We start from the raw sequence: 21,133 nt of genomic DNA on the forward strand, positions 1-21,133 counted from the left end.
TGGGCACAGGCCCGGCACAGCGGCGGACACCGCCCGGAAGCGACTGGGCACACACCGTCGCGATGACACGCCGACTCTCCCACATGTCGGGAAAACCGAGACAGGAGGCGTGATCGCTCGTAGGGTCTACCGGCGTCAGCGAACCTGACCCCGCGCGACCAAGATCAACGCCGACCGCTTTGAGGAGCTGGTGTGTCGACCCTCCGGGTGCGCCCCTACACCAGAACCGGCGGGCGTACGCGCTCCGCGACGACGCTGGCCATCGAGACCATCGTGACGACGAATGAAAGGGCGGCGCGAGACGCCCTCACGTCGACCGCGGAACACCGCGTGATCAGCGATCTGTGCCGCAATCCGCATTCCGTCGCGGAAGTGGCGGCGACGTTGCGGTTGCCGCTCGGCGTGGTTCGCGTGCTGTTGGCGGATATGTCCGACATGAGCCTGATCAACGTGCACGAGGGTCACGCGATCGACGACAAGGGCAGGCCGTCACTTGAGTTGATGGAACGCGTCCTGATGGGGTTGCGCCAGATCTGAGCGTTCCCGCAACGCGTGCACGACGGCGATCATGTCCTCCTTGTCGTGGCCGAGGTCCACGGCGCGGGTGAACAGGGCCAGGCACGCGTCCAGCAGCGGTGAGGCGACCCCGGCGGCACGGGCGGCGTCGGCGATCAGCTGGTTGTTCGTCAGCACGTCGCGGGCCGCCGCCTGGGCCTCGAAGTCGGCGGCGAGGAGCTTCGAGGCCTTCGCGCGGGACACCTTGCTGGCCATCGGGCCCTTGTCCAGCACCTCGACCAGCGTGCCGAGGTCCAGGTCGTGCCGTTCGGCGAAGTGGAACGCCTCGGCGATGCCGGTGGACATGGTGATCAGGAACAGGTTCACGGCCAGCTTCATCAGCAGGGCGTCGGGCGACCGGCCGCAGTCGACCACCTCGGCGCACATCGGCGCGATCACCTCGCGCACCAGGGCCACGGGTTCGGGGTCGCCCGCGAGCATGGCCACCAGTTCGCCGGCCTCGGCCGGGCCGCGTGAGCCGGAGACCGGGGCCTCGACGTAGTCGCCGCCGGCGGCGCGGACGTCGGTGGCGAGGTCGCGCGAGTAGCCGGGGGAGGTCGTGCCCATGTGCACGACGGTGCGGCCGTTGACGTGGTCGGCGAACCGGTCCGTGCCGCGGTCGAGGACGGCGTCGATCGCACCCTCGTGGGCGAGCATGAGGATCACGACCTCGGCGTCGGCGAACACCTCGGCCGGGGTCCGCGCGACCCGGGCGCCCGCCGCGCGCAGCGGCTCGGTCCGGTGCGGCGAGCGGTTCCACACCACGAGCGGCCGGCCGGACCGGGCCAAGTTGAGCGCCATCGGCTGACCCATGATGCCGAGACCGACGAAACCGACCTCCACCGAGACCTCCTCACACGACGGCACGGCGCCGTCCCCTGGCGGGATTCAACGCCGTGCCGGTGCTGCCGGTCTTGAACGGTGGTGCGCCGCGCGCGTCCTGAGCGTTGAACTCGGGGGTCCTGAACGTAGGACTCTCGCGTTCTGAAGGTAGGACTCGCGCGTTCTGAACGTAGGACACGCGCGTTCTGAAGGTAGGACACGCGCGTTCTGAACGTAGGACTCTCGCGTTCTGAAGGTAGGACTCTCGCGTTCTGAAGGTAGGACACGCGCGTTCTGAAGGTAGGACACGCGAGGGGTGGGGGGTGGGGTGGGGGTTAGGAGGTGGGGAGGCGGACCAGGGTGGCGCCTTCCTTGGTGTCGCGCACGACGAACTCCGAGATGTCGTGCCAGCGCATGCCCACCGAGGCCTGGAGGGTGACCGGGTCCTTGCTCGGACCCGACCCTGTCACCAGCCACGAGCCGATGACCATCGCCTCGCCGGTGCGCGACTTCGCCACCAGCTCGCACCGGGTGGGCCCCTTGGCGCCCTTCACCTCGACCTGCAACGACGTGCCCCACGGCTCGGGGCTGGCCGAGAGCCGGGCGAACACGCCGGTCGCGGGATCGGTGCGGGTGATGGTGCCGGAAGCGTCCGGGGCGCCCTTCGCCACGTTGGACTGCTCCGGCACCGCGGGTGTGGACGAGGAACCGGCGACCGGGTCGGACGGTGCGGCGACGTTCACCGACACGACCGCGGTCACCGCGATGAGCACCGCCGCGGCGGCGGCGGCCAGCAGCGCGACGTTGCGGCGCTTGCGCGCCCTGGTTTCCGAGACCGAGTCGAGCATCGCGCGCACCGAACGGCCGTCGGGCCGCTCCCCCGCGTTGGCGCGCAGCATGCCGTTGGCGTCGGCCTCGTCGAGCAGATCGGGCAGTTCGGCGAAATCGCGCAGGTCGAGCGCACATCGACGGCATTGGGCGAGGTGGTTCTCGAACGCGTCGACCTCGTCCTCATCGAGGACACCGAGGACGTACGCCGCCACGTCGATGTGGTTCGGCAGCGAAGTCACCTGTTCAGCCCCGATCCTGCAAAGCACGCCGCAGGGCGCGAAGCGCGTAGTACACCCTGGACTTCACCGTGCCGGGCGGTACCCCGAGCACCGCTGCGGCCTCCCCGACGGTCCGATCCCTCAAGTACGTCTCGAGAATAGCCTCCCGGTGTTCCTCCGTCAGTCCGTTCATCGCTTCGGCTACGACTATGGCCGCCAGCGTGCGGTCCGCTTCGTCCCGCTGCGGGGCCTCGTCGGACGGCGTCAACTCCGACTCCTGCGGTCGGACGCTCCGCTTGCGACGGTCGTCGATGACCAGCCGCCGGGCGACGGTGAACAGCCAGGAGCGCAGCAGGACGGGGTCCCGCTCCAGCTTCTCGGCGTTGCGCCACGCCCGTACGAGCGTCTCCTGGACGATGTCCTCTGCCCACTGCCGGTCGCTGCCGGTCAGCCTCATGGCATGCCCGAGCAGCGCGCTGCCGAACTCCTGGTAGAGCCTGCGGATCAGCTCGTCTTCCAGACTCAAGTCCGGCCAACTGTGATCTCTTTGGGGGGAAGTGCTGCGTCTGTGCCGCGCCACGCCGAGCATCCAAGCGCGCCGGAGGCCGCCGCGTCGAGGGTTTGGCCGCAAAAAAAGTCGTTGATTTGTTCGTGAACCGTCATCGCATCGTGTCCGTACTCCACGGTATCCGCTTCAAAGGCTCGGACCCGGTGTCCCCGGTCCCTAGGCCTTTTGGCGGACCCGCCAGCAGGAGAAAGGACCAAGGATGCGAAGTCGACGTTCGGCGAAGGCGTTGCTGCTGGCTCCGGCGGCAGCGGCGTTGATGCTGGTCAGCGCGTGTGGCGCGGCCGGGATCAACAACGCTGCCAACCAGAACCCCGCGGCCGGCGCCGGTTCCGGTTCGACGACTCTCCAACAGCAGCCGGAATTCGGCAAGGAGCCGCACCAGATGCTGTCGGCGACCGAGTCGAAGCAGGTCGGGTGGTTCGTGGCGGACGCGGGCGGCTTCGCGCTGTACCGCTACGACAAGGACACCGCGAAACCGGCGAAGTCCAATTGCGATGGCGAGTGCCTGAAGATGTGGCCCCCGGTGCTGGTCAGCGACCACACCATGACCTCGGGCGTCGACCCGACGCTGGTGGGTTCGGTGGCCCGCGCGGACGGCAAGAAGCAGGTCACGCTGGCCGGCTGGCCCCTGTACCGGTACGCGGGCGACAAGAAGGCGGGCGACATCGCCGGGCAGGGCAAGGGCGGCGCGTGGTTCGCGGTGACGCCCGAGGGCAAGAAGGCGCAGGCCAACGACGGCGCGGCGCCCGGCCAACCGTCCACCGGCGACGGCTACTAGGACGAGAACCCCATGTCAGCCAAGCGTTTCGCGGCGGTCGTGCTGGCCCTGAACCTGCTGGTGCTGCCCGCGTTGCCCGGTGTGGCGCACGCCGACGACCCGCCCGGTGCGGGGCCGGTGGAGCAGACACCGCTGGGCCCGATCACCGCTTCGGACAAGGAACTGCTGGTCAAGGTGCGACTGGCCGGCCTGTGGGAGATGCCCATGGGTGAGGAGGCGCAGACCCGTGCGGCCAGCACGCGGGTCAAGGAGGTCGGCGCGCAGTTGGCCAGTGACCACACGTTCCTCGATGAGCGGGTGGTGCGGCTGGCGTCCCAGATGGGCGTGCCGCTGCCGGACGAGGCCAACGCCGACCAGCAGTCGTGGATGGCGGAGATGCGGTCCCGCACGGGCGCGGCGTTCGACGACTCGTTCGCCAACCGGCTGCGTGCCGCGCACGGGTCGATCTTCCCGGCCATCGCGGCGGTGCGGGCCACCACCCGCAACGAGGCGATCCGGCAGTTCGCCCAGGTGTGCAACCAGATCGTGCTCAAGCACATGACCCTGTTGGAGAGCACCAACATGGTCACCGACATGGGCCTGTCCAAGCCGGTGGCCGCCGGTGCGGCGCCCGCGGCGGCGGTGAACGCCGACCCGGTGCGCGCGGCGGCCCAGATCCCGTCGGACGGCCCGAGTCCCCTCGTCGTGCTCCTCATGTGCCTGGCAGGCGCGGTGGTGACGATCGGGATCCTGCGCCTGCTGCGGCCTCGCGGCAACGTCAAGTGAGAGGAGGTGGTCCGTCAGAACGGATAACGCAGTCGCACTACCAGCGCGTCTCCCATCGCGTGGAGACTTCCACACCCTCGAACCCGCCCGGCAGGTCGTGACCACTCCTGCGCGGCCCGCCGGGCGGGTCGGCCCCTGAGGGCCGGCCCCGCGGGGTCGGCCACGGGTCGGCCTCTCCCACCGCCTGCGAGTTCTCTCCCGCCATCTCGGAGGTAAGACCAGTGCTCACCCAGGTTCCGCTGCTGATCGCCCAGGCGACCGGCGGCGACCACGACGCCGGAGTGCGCCACGTCGCGCAGATCTCGGCGCGTCTGGCCTACGCGACCATGTGCGCCACCCTGTGCTGGGGCGTGCTGATCGCGACGGGCTGGGCCAACAAGATCTCCGGCAGACAGGGGTTGCGCAACAGCCACATGGTGCTGGCGACCATGGCCCTGACGTTCGGGTCGCTGCACGCCATCTCGTTCACCCTGTTGCAGCTCGGCGCGTTCTCGTACTTGAAGGTCCTGGTGCCGTTCTACGACGGCGGCCTGTTCCGGCACGCCCTGGGCACCCTCGGCCTGGAGATCATGCTGACCATCGCGGTCACCGCGGGTCTGCGCAAGAAGGTCTACTACCGCAAGTGGCTCAGGCTGCACCAGCTGGCCTACGTCGCGGTCACCGTCACCGTGGTCCACTCCTGGTTCGGCGCGATCGCGAACGGCAACCTGGCCGTGCTGTGGCTGGCCGGCCTCACCATCCTGATCCCCACGGCGACCATCGCCATCGCCCGCTTCCTGCCGCCGGACTGGCTGGTGCGGCTGGGCATGCTGGAGCCGGAGCCCGGTTTCGAGCCGGAGCCGGACGGCGCGGGCGGCAGCGCGTTGGACATCAGCGTCGACAACGAGCGCTGCCACCGCTACGGCATCTGCCAGGCGGAGGCGCCCGGGTTGTTCCAGCTGGTCGACGACGAGCGCCTGCGTTACGAGCGCAGGCCACCGCCGGAGCAGTTCGCCCAGGCGCGGGCGGCCGCGCGTGCCTGCCCGATGCGGGCGATCGAGCTGCGGGAGCGTGTGCGGTGAAGAACGAGGAACGGGTGGTCATCGCGGGCGGCGGGTTGGCCGGGCTGCGCGCGGGCGAACGGCTGCGGGAGCTGGGCTTCCGCGGCGAGATCGCCATCGTGAGCGCGGAACGGCACCTGCCCTACCACCGACCCGCGCTGTCCAAGGAGGCCATCAACGGCGAGCTGATCGCGTCCGACCTGCGGTTGACCATCAGCCGGGAGTTGGACGCGGTGTGGCGGCTGGGCACCGCGGCAACGCACCTGGAGCCGGACCGGCACGTGGTGGGCCTGCCCGGCGGCGAGGAGCTGCGCTACGACGGGTTGATCATCGCGACCGGCGTCGAGCCGCGCCACCTGGCGGGCGCGCCGCGCCAGGACCCGCGCATCCACGTGCTGCGCACGGTGGACGACGCGATCGCGATCAAGCAGGCGATCAACTCCACGCAGGGCCTGATCGTGGTCATCGGCGGCGGCCTCATCGGCTGCGAGATGGCCGCGTCGGTGAAGATGATGGGCCGTGACGTGGCCATCGTGAGCCGGTCGTCCACGTTGCTGGGCAACGCGGTCGGCAAGAACATCGCCGACACGGTCACCGAGGCGCACCGGGTGCGCGGTGTCCGGATGGCGATGGGCGTGAAGATCCGGCACTGGGTGCGCCAGGCGGGCGGGGTGGCGATCCACCTCTCCGACGGGCAGGTGTTCTTCGCCGCGGTCGTGGTGATCGCGGTGGGCGCCTCGCCGTCGATCGCCTGGCTGCGCGGGTCGGGTCTGGTGCTGGAGGACGGCGTGCTGTGCGACCCCACGTGCCACGTGGTCGGCGGGACCGACATCGTGGCCGCGGGTGACGTCGCGCGGTGGCCGAACCTCCGGTTCGGAGGACAACCGCGTCGGGTGGAGCACTGGCTCAACGCGGTGGAAATGGGGCGGGCGGCCGCGGAGAACCTGTTGGCGGGCAGGGAGAATTCGCGGCCGTTCACCCCAGTACCCCGGTTCTGGACCGAGCAGTACGGGATGCGCATCCAGGGGTCCGGGCTGCCGGCGATGGGCACGGACACCACGACGTTGGCCGGTTCGCAGAAGGACCACCGGACCATCACCGGGTTCATCAACGACGGGCGCCTGGTCGGGATGGTCGGGTTGGACGCGCCGACCGCGATGATCAAGCTGTCGACCGAGCTGTGGCGGCACAACCGGGTGACCGACAACGGATCGCAGCGGCGTCGTCCGCAGCACGTGCCCCAGCAGGACGCGGTGGCGAAGACCCCGCCGCCCGCCCCACCCGTGCAGCCGGCGCAACCGGCCCCACCCGCGCAACCGGCGCCGGTCGCGGCGGTGGGTCCGATGGCAGCACCGACCCGGATCGAGGAGTCGGTGCGATTCGAGGCGCCACGCACCGAGGCGGTGCACTTCGAGGCGCCGAGGCGGTCCCAGCCGACGCGGTCGGAGCAGTCCATGCGGTTCGAGGCCGTCCGGTCCGAGGCGCTGCGACTGGAGAACGCGCTGCTCCAGGAAGCGGTCCGGTCCGAGGCCGCGCGCTCGGAGTCGGCGCGTTCGGAGTCGGCGCGCGCCGCGTCGGCGAGCGCGGAATCCGTGCGCGCCCAGCCGGGACCGAACCACACGCGGTTCTCCGACCCGGTCGAGCTGGCCCGGGTGCCGCGCCAGCAGCAGGAGTCCCAGCCGCTGCCCATCCCGCCCTCGCACGCGCCGGTGGTGCGCTCGCGGTCGCACACCCGGTCGCTGGCCCGCACCGGACCGAAGGCCAGACCACGGTGACACGTCACCTGGACGCCGTGTCGCGGTAACCCCGACCGTCGACCATCCGGTTCCGGGACAGGGAAGTCGGGTCACCGCCCGTCGCGCGGTGGCCCGACTTCGCGGCACCGAAGGCTCGTCCCGGCACGACCCGCCCGTTCACAAACTGTTCTTGATGTGTGAAATATTCGGACATCGAGGACAGATTGACGCAAGTTTACCTCTCCGACAGGCTCCAGAGCCGTCCCCCAACCCGGTCTGGAGGTCCCTGTGCTCCGACTAGTTTCCTATCTGGCCTCGTTGGCGCTCGTCGCCCTGGTGCTCGTGACTGGTGGCGGCACGGCGCAAGCCGATGGCTGCTACACGTGGAACCGAACCCTCTCCTCGGGCGCGTCCGGCGAGGACGTGCGGCAGTTGCAGATCCGGCTGTCGGGCTACCCCGGCTACGGCGCGGTGCTCGGCATCGACGGCCAGTTCGGCCCGGCCACCAGGTCGGCCCTCGTGCGCTTCCAGCAGGCGTACGGGCTCGGGGCGGACGGAGTGGCGGGCAGCGCGACGTACTCGCGGCTCTACGCCCTGCAGGACGACGACTGCACGCCGATCAACTTCTCCTACGCGGAGTTGAACAACTGCAACTCCACCTGGGGCGGCGGCAAGGTGTCGGCGGCGACCGCGAAGTTCAACGCCCTGGTGTCGATGTGGAAGCTCCAGGCGATGCGGCACGCGTTGGGCGACCAGGCGATCCGGGTGACCAGCGGGTTCCGCAGCATCGCGTGCAACGACGCGGCCGGCGGCGCGTCCGACTCCCGACATCTCTACGGCGACGCGGTCGACCTCGGCGCCGGACCGCACTCCCTGTGCCGGCTCGCCCAGCAGGCCCGCAACCACGGCTTCAACGGCATCCTCGGCCCGGGCTACCCGGGTCACGGCGACCACACCCACGTCGACCACCGGGGCAGCCGCTTCTGGTCGGCGTCGTCCTGCGGCATCTGACCGATCCGACAGGGCACGACCCGGCGTCCGCGGGTTCACCCCTCGCCCCGCGGGCGCCGCTCCCCCGGACCCCGCCGGCACCACCCCTTCGACCGGCGGGGTCCGGTCCACGAGGAACCGCGGGCCGCGGGCGGGCGTCCCACACCCGTCCGGGGCCCGCGGCACACCCCTTCCGATCGGGGTCGAGCGCGGATCACCGGGCAAGCGCGGCCGAGTAGGGTTTGGGCGGGCTCAGGGTGAGGGGGCGCTATGGGGGCGCGGTCCGGCTTAGCGGACTTCGGGCGGTACGAGATCCGCGACCTGCTGGGGCAGGGCGGCATGGGCGTGGTGCACCGCGCCTACGACAGCGCCAACGACCGGGTCGTCGCGCTGAAGCGCCTCTCCGCCTCGGCCACCGACCACGAGTACCGCGCCCGGTTCCAGCGCGAGTCGCGCATCGCCGCCGGGCTGCGCCACCCGAATGTCATCCCGGTCAACGACTTCGGCGAGATCGACGGCCACCTCTACCTCGACATGATGCTGGTCGAGGGCACGGACCTGCGCCGCGCGCTCGGCGCGGGCGAGGTGGACCCGGTGCGGGCGCTGGAGATCCTCGCCCAGGTCGCCGCCGCGCTGGACGCCGCCCACGAGCGCGGCCTGGTCCACCGGGACGTCAAGCCGTCCAACATCCTGATCACCGCCGAGGACCACGCGTACCTGGCCGACTTCGGCATCGCGCGGGAGACCTCGCCCGAGGCCACCGCGCTGACCAGGTCCGGCGACCTCATCGGCTCCTGGGACTACATGGCCCCGGAACGACTATCCGGTGGTGCGGTCGACGGCCGGTCCGACCAGTACTCCCTGGCCTGCGTGCTGTTCGAGTGCCTGACCGGCCGGTTGCCGCACCCGGCCACCGACCCGGCCGCGAAGGTCGCCGCCCACCTCCTGCAACCGCCGCCCGCCCCGTCGGTGTTCAGCCCGACCGTCACCCCTGCTCTGGACGCGGTGGTCCTGCGCGGGCTGGCGAAGGACCCGGCACGGCGGTTCGAGTCGGCCGCGGCGCTGATCGCCGCCGCCCGGACCGCCGCGTACGACGGTGACACCGCGCGGGCCGCCCGGCCCACCTCGCCCGGCCAGGGGGACGACCAGGGCCGGTTGGTGCGCGCGATCCTGCGTTCCGCCAACAGGCCCCGCACCCCGCGCACCCGGCCGCAGGCCACCCCGTACCCGGGTCTGAGCGGGTTCGAACGGGCCGACGCCGACCTGTTCCACGGCCGCGAGCACGTCGTCACCGAACTGCTGGTCCGGTTGGCCGAGCAGGTCGGCGGCGGCGAGCCGGTGGTGGTGGTCGGCGCGTCCGGCGCGGGCAAGTCGTCCGTGCTCAAGGCCGGGCTGCTGCCCGCGCTGAGCTCGGAGGGCGACGACACGTGGCCGCAGGTGGTGTTGACGCCGGGCGTCGACCCGGTGGGCAACCTGGCCGCCGCGATGGCCGCGCACACCCCGGTCGGCGTCGCGGAGTGGACGCGGCTGATCTGGGAGACGCCGCTGCGGTTCGGCGAGTTCTGCGCCGGCCCGACGCGGCCGGTGATCGTGGTCGACCAGTTCGAGGAGGTGTTCAACGCGCCGGAGGCGGCCCGGTTGGCGTTCGCCACCGCCCTGACCGCCGCACGACCGGCGCTGGTCGTCCTGGCCGTGCGGGCCGACCTGCTGGACCGGTGCATCGAACTCGCGCCGCTGCGCCCCGCGCTCGCCGCGCCGGTGCTGCTGGGACCGCTGGACGCCACGGGGCTGCGGCAGGCGATCGTCAGCCCCGCCAAGGACTTCGGCGTCGACGTCGAGCCCGGCCTGCCCGAGCGGATGATCGCCGACCTGGGCGTGCGCGGCGAGATCGGCTACGACCCCGGCGCGTTGCCCCGGTTGGCGCACGCGCTGCGCGAGTCGTGGCTGCACCGCGACGGCCCGGTGCTGACGCTGGCCGCCTACCGCCGTGCGGGTGGCATCGACGGCGCGGTGTCGCGCACCGCCGAGGAGATCCACGCCGCGCTCGACCCGGCCGGGCGGCAGGCGTTGCGGGCGATCCTGCTGCGGCTGGTGGCGGTGCTGGACGACGGCGCGGTGGTCCGGCGGCGGGTGGACCCGCGCGAGTTCGCCGTGCAGCGGCACGTGCTGGACCGGTTGATCGCGGCGCGGCTGGTGACCGTGGACGGCTCGGGGGCGCGGTTGAGCCACGAGGCGTTGTTCACCGCGTGGCCGCGGCTGCGGGACTGGATCGAGGAGGACCGCGCCGGGCTGGTGCAGCACCGCCGGTTCACCGACTCGGTCCGGGTGTGGGTGGAGTCCGGGCAGCACGACGACGACCTGTACCGGGGTGTCCGGTTGGCGTCGCTGAGCGCCTGGTTGGAGTCGGCGCGGGACCGGGTGCGGTTGCAGCCGGCGGAGCAGGAGTTCCTGAACCGGTCGACCGCGGCCGAGCACGCCGGTCAGCTGGCGGCACGGCGGCGCACGAACCGGTTGCGCGGCCTGGTGGTGGCGCTGAGCCTGCTGCTGGTGATCGCGTCGGTGGCGGTCGTGGTGGCCACGCGGTTGCAGCAGTCGGCGCAGGCCGAACGGGACCGGGCGGACACCGGCCGGCAGCAGAACCTGTCGCGGCAGCTGGCGGCGGAGTCGGCGCTGGCCCAGACCGTGGACCCGCGGCGGGCGGCGTTGGCGGCATTCGGCGCGTGGCGGGCGAGCCCGACCGTCGAGGGGCGCAGCGCGCTGCTGTCCGCGAGCACCGACGCCTACCGCGGTCGGATGACCGGGCACGTCGGCGCGATCAACGCGCTCGTGGTCAGCGGTGACGGGAAGACCGCGGCGTCCGGCGGCCGGGACGGCACGCTGCGGCTGTGGGACGTGCCCACGCGCCGTGAGCTGGCCGTGCTGGACGACAAGGGCGGCTGGTACCGCACGGCGGCGATGAGCACCGACGGCCGGCTGCTCGCCACCGCCGACCCGACCACCTCGAAGGTCGAGCTGTGGGACGTGCCGGCGCGCAAGCGGGTGTTCACCGTGCCGGGCGAGGCCGTCGACACCGCGCTCTCCCCCGACGGCGGCACGCTGGTCGCCTACACCGATCGCGGTGTGGTGGTGTGGGAGACGGCGGGGTTCACCGAGCGGGCGGTGTTCACGGCGGCGCCCTCGATCCGGATGGCGCTGCTGCCCGACCCCGGGCTGATCGCGTTGACCAACGGCAACGACGTCGTGGTGCACCGGGCGAGCGACGGCGCGGTGGTCGCGAACCTCACCGGGCACACCGGCGAGGTGAACTCGCTGGCGTTCGCGCCGGACGGCGGGCTGCTGGCCACCACCGGGATGGACGCGACGATCCGGTTGTGGGACACCGCGACGTGGGCCACGCGCAAGGTGGTGACCGCGCCCGAGGTGGGGCTGAGCTCCGTCGCGTTCACGCCGTCCGGCTCGGCCGTGGTGGCGGGCGCGGTCGGTGCGAGCGTCTACTCGTGGGACATCGCGACCGGTGACCTGCTGACCCAGTACGCGGCCGGTTCGGTGACCACGTTCGGCGTGGCGATGCCCGCCGACGGCCGCACGCTGCTCAGCTCCGACTCCACCGGCGTGATCACGGTGTGGTCCTACCAGCGCACGACGTTGAGCCGGCGCGACTCCGCGGTGCTCAGCGCGGCCTTCCACCCCGACGGGAACCTGCTCGCCACCACCAGCGGCAGCGGCGTGGTGCGGCTGTGGGACCACCGGAACTCGAAGGTGGTCCACGAGCTGACGGCCCACGGCGACAACGCCTACGACGTGGCGTTCAGCCCGGACGGCACCGAGCTGGCCACGGTGGACGTGGACGGCCTGCTCGTGGTGTGGAAGGCGGAGACGGGCGCGGAGGCGCGCCGGTTCTCCCGGCCCGGCACGGAGTTCACCGCGGTGAGGTTCAGCCCGGACGGCAAGACGATCGCCGTCGCGGGGCGCACCCCGCCCGGGTCGAAGGAGGAGCGCGACGAGACGCTCCTGTTCGACGCCGCCGACCTGGAGCTGGTCACCCGCCGGGCGACGGCCCAGGAGCCGCGCAACACCCCGGTCAACGGCGTCGAGCCCAACTACCCGACCGGCGTGTCGTTCAGCCCCGACGGCCGCACGCTGGCGGTGACGTTGGCGGGCGGGCGGATCGGGCTGTGGGACCTCGTGGACCCCGGCTCGGAGTGGCGGATCCTGCCCGGCCACGACAGCATCGCGATCGACGTGGAGTTCAGCCCGGACGGCTCGGTGCTGGCCACCGGTGGTGGCGACCGGCTGGTGCGGCTGTGGCGGATCAAGGACGGTGTCGAGATCGGCAGGCTCACCGGCAACGACTCGCCGGTGCGCCGGGTGGCGTGGAGCCCGGACGGCCGGACGCTGGCCACCGCGAGCCAGGACACCGTGGTGCGGCTGTGGGAGGTCGACGGCGCCCGGCAGTTGGCGCGGCTGGACCGGCACGGCGCCGAGCTGAACGACGTGGCGTTCCACCCGGACGGCGAGCTGATCGCGTCGGTGAGCGCCGACGGCGCCGCCCACCTGTGGGACCTCGTGCCGGACCACGCGGTCGAGGTGCTGTGCGGTGCGCTCGACCCGGCGACGCTGGCCGAGGAGTGGCGGGCGCTGGGACCGGACCGGGGCGACCCGCCCCGGTGCCCGGAGTAGCGCCGTGCCGCGGGTGGTGGTGCGGGGCGCCGGGCTGGCCTCGGTGGTGTTGGGGCCGGGCGAGTCGTTGCTGTTCGGGCGAGCGCCGCACGGTGTGGTGGGTCCGGCCGGTCCGGGTCGGGTGGTGGTGGCGTTGCCGGACTGCGCGCCGCACGTGTCGCGGCTGGTCGGCGAGCTGGCCGTCGGCGCGGACGTGGTGTCGTTGACGTGGTTGGGCGCGGGTGAGGCGCAGCTGTCGAGCCTGTTCGACGCGCCGGGCGGGGCGCGGCGGGTGATCCTGACCCGGTCGGCGGCGGCGCTGCTGGACGCCGGCGAGAACCAGCTGGTGCTGCTGCGGGGCAGGCGCGGTGGCGGCGACGGGTTCGCCGACCTGCTGATCACCCTCGACGTGGAGCACTCGCCGGTGGCGCCGGAGGTGCCGTTCCGGTCGGCCGGTGACGACACGCGGACCGGTCCGGGGCTGGTGCGCGGCGGGCGGGACTGGTTCGTCGCGCTGGCGTTGTGCGAACCGTGGCTGGTGGGCGCGGACGACTACCCCCGGCCGCCGTCGAACCGGGAGATCTTCGAACGGGTCCTCGACTGGCACGGCTACGCGTGGAACCTCCACCGGCCGCAACGGGTCGACGACGCGATCCGCGCGATCTCGGCGATCGCCTTCGGCGCCGCCGACGACCCGTTCCTCGCACCGCACGCGGGCCGCCTGCAGAACACCAGGTTCGCCGTCGCCCGCCGCGCCGCCGAAGTCCGCCTCGTCACCGCCGCCGACCTGGCCGACGCCAACCGCACCGCCAGATCCCGCCACCCCTAACCCCGCGCCCCCACCCTCCCCCTCACCCTCACTCCCCGAGAGTCCTACCTTCACGTCCCGAGAGTCCTACCTCCAACACGCGCGTGTCCTACGTTCGGAACGCGCGTGTCCTACGTTCAGGACCCCCGAGTTCAACGCTCAGGACGACGGCCGCGGCGTCGTCGGCCCGTCCTCCGGCCGTTCCACCTTGACGGTGTCCGCGTCCGCCGGCGGCGGCACGACGGGCGCCACCTGCACCGGGATGCCGAACGGCGGCGTGTCCACACCGGACGCCACCGGCGGAACCGGCCCGGGAACCGGAACCGGCCCGGGCGGCACGGCACCGACGGACGACCGCCGCCTGCGGGCCAGCGCGATCGCCGTGCCCGCCGTCGCGGTCGCGACCGCGACACCGGCGCACAGCACCGCGAGCCCGATGAGCAGCACCGAGCCACCTCCGGCCGACCCACCGCGATCGACCGCCGACCGCCGGTACTCCGCGGCCGGCAGGTGACCGGGCGACGCCGCCAGCACGTCGTCGAACCCCTCCACCGCGCCGTCGAAGTCCTCGGCGAAGTAGCTGTCCAACGCGGCCCGGTAAGCACGGTCGTGCGCGCCCGGCTCCGCCTTGACGTCCTTGCCCGCCAGCACGTCCAGCAGCGTCGACGACGCGGCGGCGAAGTTGAACGACTGCGTCTCCCCCGGCGACCCCTGGCTCACCAGACCGACGACCCGCCCCTCCATGTCCACCACCGGCCCGCCGCTCATGCCCTGCGTGGCCGCGGCGCTGAACTCGTAGAACGGCCGCTCGTTCTGCGTCCGCCGCGCCGACACCTGCCCGTTCTTGTTGCTCGGCTCCAGGCTGGGGTCGACCGCCGCGCTCGCCGAACCGGGGTACCCGATGGCCAGGATCGGCGTGCCGACCGCCGTCTGCTCCTCCCTGACCTCCAACGACGGCAGGTTGTCCCGCGGCACCTTCAGCACCGCCACGTCACCGTCGGTCGGGGCGACCAGGTCCACCACGGTGGCCGGCGCGATGTCGCGGATCGGACCGTCACCGGTGGCCTCCATCCGCTCCACCTGGATCGCGCGGTCGATCGGGCGGTCGGGGTTCGCCCCTTCGGCCACGGCGTGCTCGGCCATCTGCTGCCTGGCCTTCGCCCGGTCGCCGATCCGACCGACCGCCGCCAGGTCCGCGATCGCCGCGTCGAACAACGCGCCCGCGCCACCCTGCGGTCCGGTGTGGACGCAGTGGCTGGCGGTGGCCACGTGCCCGTCCGGCCGGATCACCACCCCGCTGCACGTCGCCTTCACCACGTAGCCCTTCTCACCGCCGAACACCTCGCCGGAGCGCTTGTCGCGCACCCAGCCGTGCCACTCCACGGTGATGAACACGATGGCCGGCCTGGCGATGGCGGCGGCCAGCTCCTCGGGGCTCGACGGCTGGGCGGCAGCGGCCGCAGCGGCGGCAGGCGCGGGCGCCGCCATCAACGCCAGCAGCGCCACCGCCGTCAACACCGCGCGCATCAGCCGTACACCCCGGACGCGGCGGTGCGCACCCACGCCGACTGGAAGCCCAGACCCGCGTTGCTCTCCACGAGCTGCGTGCCCTGGCAGGCGTAGTCGTTCACCTCGTTCATCGGGCGGTCGCCCGGCAACGGCTGGGTTTCGAGGAACCCGCGCTGGTCGTAGTACGAGAACGAGGCCTCGGAACGGGTCCGGTTGCCGTAGGTGATCACCTTGTCCGTGGCGGTCCAGGTGAACTCGCTGAACCCGTTGCCCACCAACCGCAGCTGGTTGCCCTGGAACGTGCCGGTGAACACGACGTTGTCCATCCGCTCGGTCCCGGTGCCGTCGGGCCGGAAGTCGTAGGCGCGGCCGCTCACCGTGAACGGGATCGGGTCCTCGTTGTTGTAGAACTTGATCATCAACCGCTCGTCCACCGTGCGCCACGAGCCGACCAGGCACAACGGCGGCCCCAGCGCCCGGGAGGTGTCCTCCCGGGCGCTGGGCGAGGGCCGCCCGGCCGACGCCTGGACGGTCGGCCTTGGCCGGTCGTCGGCGAGGACCACGGCGGTCAGGCCACCGGCCGCGAGGACCGCACAGGCGGCGACGACGAACAGCGCGACGACGACCGATCTCGCCGGTAACCGGGGGGAATCGCTCACCGAGCCATCGTATTGATCGACCCGCCCGCGCCGCGCCCAGGTCGACGCGGAAGTTTCCGCGCCGTGACTTGACGCCCGCCCCACCCCCGCGAGCGCCCCGCCGCCACTACCATGGACGTGTGATCTTCCTCAGCGTGGTCCTCACCCTGGTCGGGCTGAGCACGCTGCTGTGGCGTGACGACGAGCTGGTCGGCCTGCCGCCCGCCGTCGTCGGCTCCGGCCTGGTCGTGCTCGGCGTGGCGGCCGGTGTGCTGTGGGTCGTGCGCCGGCGTCGGCGGTGGGAGCGCAACGGCGAGCCGCGCCCGGTCGGCAACGTCGTGGACCGGGCCAGGGCGCTGCCCCGGCTGCTGCGCGAGCGCAAGGCCTACGGCCTGCCCACGACCACCCTGGCCACGTGGGCGTTCGCCGTCGTCTACCTGGTCTCCCCGATCGACCTGCTGCCCGAGCTGCTGCCGCTGATCGGCGTCACGGACGACGCGGGCGTGGCCGTGTGGCTGCTCACCAGCGTGTCCACCGTCACGGGCCAGTACCTGCGGTGGGAACGCGAGCGCCAGGCGAAGAAGACCCGCTGACGGTCACCGCCCGCCGGGGTGCGGCAGGTCGCGCACACCGGTGAGCAGCGCGGTCACCGCGCCCATGATCCGCGCGGTCGCCTCGTCCAGCACCACCTTGGTCGGCTCCAGCCCGTACAGGTCGGACAGGTCGACCTCCGCGCCCGCCACCACGGTCACCTTCCGCCACGGCCGGGGCACGAAGCTGCCCGGCGGCAGCAGTTCCCTGGTGCCCCACTGGGCCACCGGCACCACGGGCGTGCGGGACGTCAGCGCCAGCCGCGCGACGCCGTTCTTGCCGCGCATGGGCCAGCCGTCGGGATCGTTGGTGAAGGTCCCCTCCGGGTAGACGATCACGCACTCCCCCGCGTCCAACGAGGTCCGCGCGCCGTCCAGCGCCTTGCCCGCGCGCACGCTGTCGCGGTCGACCGGGATGTGCCGCCCCGACGACATGACCCACCCGATCACCGGCGCCTTCCACAGGCTCGCCTTGGCCAGGTACCGGGGCACCCGGCCGGAGGCGAGCGCGAACGCGGTCAACGTGACCGGGTCGGCGAAGGACAGGTGGTTGGAGGCCAGCAGCACCGCGCCCTCGCGCGGGATGTTGGTCCTACCCGCCATCCGCATGCGCACGAACAGCACCACCAGCGGCCACAGCAGGTCGATCGCCACGGAGTACCAGAAACCGCGGCCCCGCCGGGGCAAACGGGTCGTCAGCGCCACCATCTGGGAGAACGTCACGCCAGGATCTTCGGTCATGGCGTCCGGGCCGCGCACCGCGCCCCACCCCGTCGGTTCCGCCGACCCGCCGCACCGCCGTCACCCAGGCCTGATCGCGTTCGACTAATCTCCTCCCCCGTGGCAGGGCTTCCCACACCGCGGACCGCGGTGAACCGGATCAACGTGCTCCTCGTCGAAGACGACGAGGGCGACGCCGTGCTGGTCGAAGCCCTGCTGGACGAGGTCGAGGCGGACGTCGCCCTGCACCGGGCGCGGACCCTGCGCGAGGCCGAGGGCCTGCTGCCCAAGGCCGACTGCGTGCTGCTGGACCTCGGGCTGCCCGACACGACCGGCCTCGACGGCCTGACCAGGCTGCTCGCCGACCCGGCGCCGGTGGCGATCATCGTGCTCACCGGCCTCAACGACGAGCGCCAGGGCACCCAGGCGGTGGCCCAGGGCGCGGAGGACTACCTGGTCAAGGGCCAGGTGGACGGTGTCGGCCTGGCCCGCAGCATCCGGTACGCGGTCGGCCGCAAGCGCGTCGAGGAGACCCAGCGCCAACTGCGCGACGAGAAGCTGCTCGCGGCGGAGAAGACCCGCCTGGAACGCGGCCTGCTGCCGTCGCCGATCATGCACGGCGAGGACATCGGCTGGCAGGTCCGCTACCGGCCCGGCGGCAGCCGGATGCTGCTGGGCGGCGACTTCTACGACGTGGTGCGCACCTCCGACGGCACGTTGCAGGTGCTGATCGGCGACGTGTGCGGGCACGGGCCGGACGAAGCCGCGATCGGCGTGTTCCTGCGCATCGCGTGGCGGGCGCTCGTGCTGGCCGACCAGGAGCCGTCGCGGGTGCTGCGCACGTTGCACGAGATCCTGGAGCACGAACGCCACCAGCCGGGCCTGTTCACCACCGCCTGCATGGTGACGATCTCGCCGGACCGCCGGTGGGCCCGGGTCTACCTGGCCGGGCACCCGGAGCCGATGCTGCTGGTCGGCGACCGCGTGGTGGAGCTGCCGCGCGACCGGGCCGGGCTGCCGCTGGGCGTGCTGCCGGACAGCACGTGGAGCGGTCTGGACGTGCCGCTGCCGCCGGGGTGGGCGATGTTGCTCTACACCGACGGCCTGGTCGAGGGCCGCGTGCACGGCGACACCGAGCGGCTGGGCTCGGAGCGGCTGATCGACCTGATCGGCGACATCACCGCGGCACGGCCGGACTGGACGCGCACACCGGCGACGCTGCTGGACAGCCTGATCAGCAAGGTCAAGGAACTCAACGGCGGAGAGCTGGACGACGACATGGCCGTGCTGCTGATCTCGGACCGCGACTGATGGACTACCGCACCCGCTGGCCGGCCAGCAAGCTGTTGATCGCGGCCGTCGCGGTCCTGATCGTCGTCTGCGCCGGGGCCATCGGCAGCCTCGTGGTCGCGTTGAACGGTCTGACCGACGCCCGCACCGAGCTGCTGGAACGGATCGACCCGGCGGGCCGCGAGCTGTTCGAGGTCGAGATCGCACTGGCCAACCAGGAGACCGGGCTGCGCGGGTTCGTGCTCACCGCGAACCAGGACTTCCTGGCCCCCTACACCGAGGGCGGCAAGGCCGAGCACGACGCCGTGCAGTCCGCGCGGTCGCTGCTGTCGCAGGCGCGGCCCGACCTGCTCCGCGACCTGGACGAGGTCGACCAGCTGGCGGCCGACTGGCGGCAGAGCTACGCCCAGCCGCTGGTCGACTTCGTGTACGTGTCGGGCAACCCGCAGACCACCCTGGCCGAAGCCGAGCGCGGCAAGGAGCTGTTCGACCGGGCCCGCACCGCGCTGGCCGCGCTGAAGGCCAAGCTCGCGGACGCCTCCGCCCAGGGCCGGCAGAACGTGACGGACACCGCTCGCCAGGCGTTGTGGCTGGTCGTCGGCCTGGGCCTGCTGCTGGTGCTGATCATCGCCGGGGTGGCGGTGATGCTGTACCGGATCGTCATCGCGCCGTTGACGGGCCTGGCCGCGGACGTGCGGCAGGTGTCGTCGGGCGACTTCGAGCACGCGGTCGAGGCGGGCGGGCCGAAGGAGACGGTGATGCTCGGCCAGGACGTGGAGGCCATGCGGGTGCGCATCCTCTCCGACCTGGAGGAGCTGCGGCGGTCCAACTCGGAGCTGGAGCAGTTCGCCTACGTCGCCTCGCACGACCTGCAGGAACCGCTGCGGAAGGTGGCGAGCTTCTGCCAGCTGCTGGAGCGGCGCTACTCCGGTCAGCTCGACGAGCGCGGCGAGCAGTACCTGCGGTTCGCCGTCGACGGCGCGAAGCGGATGCAGGTGCTGATCAACGACCTGCTGGCGTTCTCCCGGGTGGGCCGGATCAGCCGCGAGCAGACGCTGGTGGACTGCGACGAGCTGGTCTCCCAGGTGCTGGACAACTACTCCGAGGTCATCGAGCGGACCAACGCCACGGTCGAGGCGGCCGACCTGCCGACGGTGCGCGGCGAGGAGTCGCTGCTCGGCGGCGTGTTCGGCAACCTGATCAGCAACGCGCTGAAGTTCCACGGCGACGAGCCGCCGCACGTGCGCGTCGACGTGGAGCGGACGGGCGAATTCTGGACGTTCACGATCAGTGATCAGGGCATCGGCATCGAGCCCGAGTACGCTGAGCGGATCTTCGTGATCTTCCAGCGCCTGCACCACAAGGACGACTACCCCGGCACCGGCATCGGGCTGGCCATGTGCCGCAAGATCATCGAGTACCACGGTGGCACGATCTGGCTGGACACCACGAACGACACCGGGACCACCTTCAAGTTCACGCTGCCGGCTGTAGAGGACGACGAGCAATGACCAACCCGCTGAACGTGATCGACGTCCTGCTGGTCGAAGACGATCCCGGCGACGCGCTGATGACGCAGGAGGCGTTCGAGCACCACAAGATCCGCAACCAGCTGCACGTGGTGCGCGACGGCGTCGAGGCGCTGGAGTTCCTCCGCCGCGAGGGCCAGTACGAGGACGCGCCGCGGCCGGGGCTGATCCTGCTCGACCTCAACCTGCCGAAGATGGACGGCCGCGAGGTGCTGGCCGAGATCAAGGCGGACGCGGCGCTGCGGCCCATCCCGGTGGTGGTGCTGACCACGTCGGAGGCGGAGGAGGACATCCTGCGCAGCTACAACCTGCACGCCAACGCCTACGTCACCAAGCCGGTGGACTTCGACCGGTTCATCGAGGTCGTGCGGCAGATCGACGACTTCTTCGTGACCGTCGTGAAGCTGCCCCGCTAGGGCTGGTAGGCGGCCAGGAAGACGCGCACGCCCTCGTCGGCGAACCTGAGCAGTTCGTCCTCGGGGTAGGGCTCGGGGTCGAACATGGCCCGGTTCAGCGGCACCGACAGCGCGAGCCAGGTGAACTGCTGTGCGGCCAGCAGCGGGTCCGGTGTCCGGAGCCTGCCCTGCTCGGTGAGGCGGGCGAACCGCTCGGCCAGCCGCTCGTAGCCGCGGTGCGGGCCCGAGGCGTACCAGGTGCGGGCCAGGTCGGGGAACCGGTCGGCCTCGCCGATGACGACCTGCCGCAGCCGGACCAGGTGCGGTTGGGTGACCACGGTGACCAGCTTGCGGGCGATCTCGCGCAGGTCGCGCGCCAGGTCGGCGGTGTCGGCCAGGCCGTCGACCACGTCGTCGGACCGTTGTTCGGCCGCTCGGATGTCGGCCGTGATGACCTCGGTGAACAGCCGTTGTTTGTCGGCGAAGTGCTTGTAGACGGTTTGCTTGGACACCTCGGCCAGGGCGGCGACCTCGTCCATGCTCGCGCCGACGTAGCCGTGCCGCAGGAACACGGTGCGGGCGGCGTCCAGGATGGCTCGGCGCTTGCGGTCGGATCGTCTCTCCTCCACGGGCTGACAGTACTGGACCGTCCAGTACTGCGACGAGTACCGTACCGTCCAGTTCCCCGACTG

Annotated in this window: 19 protein-coding genes; 12 read left to right on the forward strand and 7 right to left on the reverse strand. The window is 72.0% G+C overall.

From position 1 onward, the window contains the following. The first annotated feature begins 192 nt into the window (after positions 1 to 192). Entirely contained in the window at positions 193 to 537 is a 345-nt protein-coding gene (locus tag ACYVLT_RS35605) for a DUF742 domain-containing protein (RefSeq protein ID WP_360450641.1), read from the forward strand. Here ACYVLT_RS35605 and ACYVLT_RS35610 read toward each other — a convergent pair. The 3 genes from ACYVLT_RS35610 to ACYVLT_RS35620 form a co-directional block, all read right to left on the reverse strand. Then, positions 490 to 1,398, reverse strand: coding sequence for an NAD(P)-dependent oxidoreductase (locus ACYVLT_RS35610; RefSeq protein ID WP_461124561.1), 909 nt, complete (start codon positions 1,396 to 1,398; stop codon positions 490 to 492). The two genes, ACYVLT_RS35605 and ACYVLT_RS35610, sit on opposite strands and share 48 nt — an antisense overlap. 314 nt (positions 1,399 to 1,712) lie before the next feature. Continuing rightward, positions 1,713 to 2,447: an anti-sigma factor family protein gene (locus ACYVLT_RS35615; protein ID WP_461124562.1), complete on the reverse strand. Its 735-nt coding sequence runs from the start codon at positions 2,445 to 2,447 to the stop codon at positions 1,713 to 1,715. 4 nt (positions 2,448 to 2,451) lie between these two features. Beyond that, positions 2,452 to 3,015, reverse strand: a complete 564-nt coding sequence (locus ACYVLT_RS35620) for a sigma-70 family RNA polymerase sigma factor (protein WP_360450632.1) — start codon at positions 3,013 to 3,015, stop codon at positions 2,452 to 2,454. 178 nt (positions 3,016 to 3,193) lie between these two features. Here ACYVLT_RS35620 and ACYVLT_RS35625 point away from each other — a divergent pair, with 178 nt between their 5' ends. From ACYVLT_RS35625 to ACYVLT_RS35655, 7 genes are all read left to right on the forward strand, one after another. Beyond that, positions 3,194 to 3,772 (forward strand): hypothetical protein, encoded by a 579-nt coding sequence (locus ACYVLT_RS35625; protein WP_461124563.1) that lies wholly within the window; start codon positions 3,194 to 3,196, stop codon positions 3,770 to 3,772. Positions 3,773 to 3,784: 12 nt separating this feature from the next. Continuing rightward, on the forward strand, positions 3,785 to 4,537 hold the full coding sequence (locus tag ACYVLT_RS35630; protein WP_461124564.1) for a DUF4142 domain-containing protein: 753 nt from the start codon (positions 3,785 to 3,787) through the stop codon (positions 4,535 to 4,537). 221 nt (positions 4,538 to 4,758) lie between these two features. Further along, positions 4,759 to 5,598 carry a ferredoxin gene (locus tag ACYVLT_RS35635; protein WP_360450623.1) on the forward strand — a complete coding sequence of 280 codons (840 nt, stop codon included), beginning with the start codon at positions 4,759 to 4,761 and terminating at the stop codon, positions 5,596 to 5,598. Next, the gene (locus ACYVLT_RS35640) at positions 5,595 to 7,352 is read left to right on the forward strand and encodes an NAD(P)/FAD-dependent oxidoreductase (protein ID WP_461124565.1); all 1,758 of its coding nucleotides are present in this window, start codon (positions 5,595 to 5,597) and stop codon (positions 7,350 to 7,352) included. The genes ACYVLT_RS35635 and ACYVLT_RS35640 overlap by 4 nt, the downstream gene beginning before the upstream one ends. Positions 7,353 to 7,601: 249 nt before the next feature. After that, positions 7,602 to 8,324, forward strand: a complete 723-nt coding sequence (locus ACYVLT_RS35645; protein ID WP_461124566.1) for a D-Ala-D-Ala carboxypeptidase family metallohydrolase — start codon at positions 7,602 to 7,604, stop codon at positions 8,322 to 8,324. A 249-nt stretch (positions 8,325 to 8,573) separates the two neighbouring features. Further along, positions 8,574 to 12,983: an nSTAND1 domain-containing NTPase gene (locus tag ACYVLT_RS35650; protein ID WP_461124567.1), complete on the forward strand. Its 4,410-nt coding sequence runs from the start codon at positions 8,574 to 8,576 to the stop codon at positions 12,981 to 12,983. 4 nt (positions 12,984 to 12,987) lie between these two features. Further along, the gene (locus ACYVLT_RS35655) at positions 12,988 to 13,791 is read left to right on the forward strand and encodes a hypothetical protein (protein WP_461124568.1); all 804 of its coding nucleotides are present in this window, start codon (positions 12,988 to 12,990) and stop codon (positions 13,789 to 13,791) included. A gap of 138 nt (positions 13,792 to 13,929) precedes the next feature. On the opposite strand, the gene ACYVLT_RS35660 is transcribed toward ACYVLT_RS35655, so the two are convergent. After that, positions 13,930 to 15,297, reverse strand: coding sequence for a trypsin-like peptidase domain-containing protein (locus ACYVLT_RS35660; protein WP_461124569.1), 1,368 nt, complete (start codon positions 15,295 to 15,297; stop codon positions 13,930 to 13,932). Continuing rightward, positions 15,297 to 15,938, reverse strand: a complete 642-nt coding sequence (locus ACYVLT_RS35665) for a jacalin family lectin (protein ID WP_461124570.1) — start codon at positions 15,936 to 15,938, stop codon at positions 15,297 to 15,299. Before ACYVLT_RS35665 ends, ACYVLT_RS35660 begins: the two co-directional genes overlap by 1 nt. A gap of 119 nt (positions 15,939 to 16,057) precedes the next feature. Here ACYVLT_RS35665 and ACYVLT_RS35670 point away from each other — a divergent pair, with 119 nt between their 5' ends. Further along, on the forward strand, positions 16,058 to 16,510 hold the full coding sequence (locus tag ACYVLT_RS35670) for a YkvA family protein (RefSeq protein ID WP_461124571.1): 453 nt from the start codon (positions 16,058 to 16,060) through the stop codon (positions 16,508 to 16,510). 3 nt (positions 16,511 to 16,513) lie between these two features. Here ACYVLT_RS35670 and ACYVLT_RS35675 read toward each other — a convergent pair whose 3' ends face one another. Beyond that, positions 16,514 to 17,215 carry a lysophospholipid acyltransferase family protein gene (locus ACYVLT_RS35675; RefSeq protein WP_461124639.1) on the reverse strand — a complete coding sequence of 234 codons (702 nt, stop codon included), beginning with the start codon at positions 17,213 to 17,215 and terminating at the stop codon, positions 16,514 to 16,516. A gap of 132 nt (positions 17,216 to 17,347) precedes the next feature. On the opposite strand from ACYVLT_RS35675, the gene ACYVLT_RS35680 reads away from it, so the two are divergent. From ACYVLT_RS35680 to ACYVLT_RS35690, 3 genes are read left to right on the forward strand one after another with little or no spacing between them, the layout of a single operon-like run. After that, a complete protein-coding gene (locus tag ACYVLT_RS35680; RefSeq protein ID WP_461124572.1) occupies positions 17,348 to 18,538 on the forward strand; it encodes a PP2C family protein-serine/threonine phosphatase in 1,191 nt (396 codons plus the stop codon). Next, complete coding sequence (locus tag ACYVLT_RS35685) at positions 18,538 to 20,028, forward strand: sensor histidine kinase (protein WP_461124573.1); 1,491 nt, start codon at positions 18,538 to 18,540, stop codon at positions 20,026 to 20,028. Before ACYVLT_RS35680 ends, ACYVLT_RS35685 begins: the two co-directional genes overlap by 1 nt. Then, positions 20,025 to 20,462, forward strand: a complete 438-nt coding sequence (locus ACYVLT_RS35690) for a response regulator (protein WP_461124574.1) — start codon at positions 20,025 to 20,027, stop codon at positions 20,460 to 20,462. The genes ACYVLT_RS35685 and ACYVLT_RS35690 overlap by 4 nt, the downstream gene beginning before the upstream one ends. On the opposite strand, the gene ACYVLT_RS35695 is transcribed toward ACYVLT_RS35690, so the two are convergent. Next, positions 20,459 to 21,070 (reverse strand): TetR/AcrR family transcriptional regulator, encoded by a 612-nt coding sequence (locus ACYVLT_RS35695; RefSeq protein WP_461124575.1) that lies wholly within the window; start codon positions 21,068 to 21,070, stop codon positions 20,459 to 20,461. The genes ACYVLT_RS35690 and ACYVLT_RS35695 overlap by 4 nt on opposite strands. Positions 21,071 to 21,133: the final 63 nt, after the last annotated feature.

This window comes from Saccharothrix stipae, assembly GCF_054781895.1.